Annotated in this window: 2 protein-coding genes and 1 pseudogene; 2 read left to right on the top strand and 1 reads right to left on the bottom strand. The window is 73.6% G+C overall.

All coding sequences use genetic code 11. The features are described 5' to 3' along the window. Positions 1-63 (bottom strand): annotated as a pseudogene (locus ACWDX9_RS63535) (hypothetical protein); the annotation flags it as partial. Between the two features lie 71 nt (positions 64-134). On the opposite strand from ACWDX9_RS63535, the gene ACWDX9_RS63530 reads away from it, so the two are divergent. Continuing rightward, complete coding sequence (locus ACWDX9_RS63530) at positions 135-884, top strand: inositol-3-phosphate synthase (RefSeq protein WP_449973488.1); 750 nt, start codon at positions 135-137, stop codon at positions 882-884. A 56-nt stretch (positions 885-940) separates the two neighbouring features. Then, positions 941-1,145: UbiA family prenyltransferase (locus ACWDX9_RS63525; protein WP_449973489.1), on the top strand; the 205-nt coding region annotated here is incomplete at its 3' end.

Here is a 1,145-nt window from a genome sequence, read left to right as displayed (position 1 = left end):
GGCCAGCCCGGGCGGCCGATAGGTGGCGATGTGCCGCAGGCCCAGCACGTCGCGGTAGAAGGCGGTGGCCCTGTCGAGGTCATCGGCGTGCTGGGGACATCGCCGACTTCCGTGCCCGGCACGGGCTGGCCAGAGTGGTCGTCGTCAACGTGTCGTCGACCGAGCCCCCGGTCGGCCCGCGCCCGGAGTTCGAGAGGCTGGCCGATCTGGAGGAGCGGCTCGCCGCGGGGGACGATGTCCTGCCGCCGAGTTCGCTGTACGCCTATGCCGCGTTCCAGGCCGGGTGCGGCTACGTGGAGTTCACCCCGTCCACCGGGCCCACCCTGCCCGCCCTGGCGGAACTCGCCGGCCTGCGGCGCCTGCCGTATGCGGGCCGCGATGGGAAGACCGGCGAGACCCTGGTCAAGAGCGCCCTGGCGCCCATGTTCGCCGACCGGGCGTTACGCGTGCGCTCCTGGTCAGGGCTCAACCTGCTCGGTGGCGGCGACGGGGCGACGCTCGCCGATCCGGCCGCCAGGTCCAGCAAGGAGCTCTCCAAGGACCAGGTCGTCGCCGGGGTCGTGGGAGAGCCCGTCGAGGGGCGGACGCACATCGACTACGTCGCTGACCTGGGAGAATGGAAGACCGCCTGGGATCACGTGACCTTCGAGGGCTTTCTCGGCGTGCGGATGGCGCTGCAGTTCACCTGGCAGGGCTGCGATTCGGCGCTGGCGGCCCCCCTCGTCCTGGACCTGGCCCGGCTGGTCGCGCGGGCGCATGAGAAGGGACGGAGCGGGGTGCTCCCCGAGCTCGGCTACTTCTTCAAGAACCCCCTGGGCACCGGCGAACACGCCCTGGCCGCCCAGTACGCCCGCCTGCTCGCCTTCGCCGAGGAGCTGTCGTGAGAGCGCTGCTGGAGCTGGTCCGCGCACCGGCCGCGCTGTCGGTGCCCGGCGACACCATGGCGGGTGCGGTCGCCGCGGGACGCCGCCCGAACCCGGGGCTGGCCGTGGCCTCGGTGCTCATGTACTGGTCGGGCATGGCGCTCAACGATTGGGCCGACCGCGAGGCCGACGCCATCGAGCGGCCCGAGCGCCCGATCCCGTCCGGCCGGGTCCGCCCGGGCGCCGCGCTCGGGGTCGCCGCCGCCCTGACCGGTGCCGGCC

The sequence above is a fragment of the Nonomuraea sp. NPDC003201 genome (genome assembly GCF_053590415.1).
This window is presented reverse-complemented; position numbering and strand designations above follow the sequence as displayed.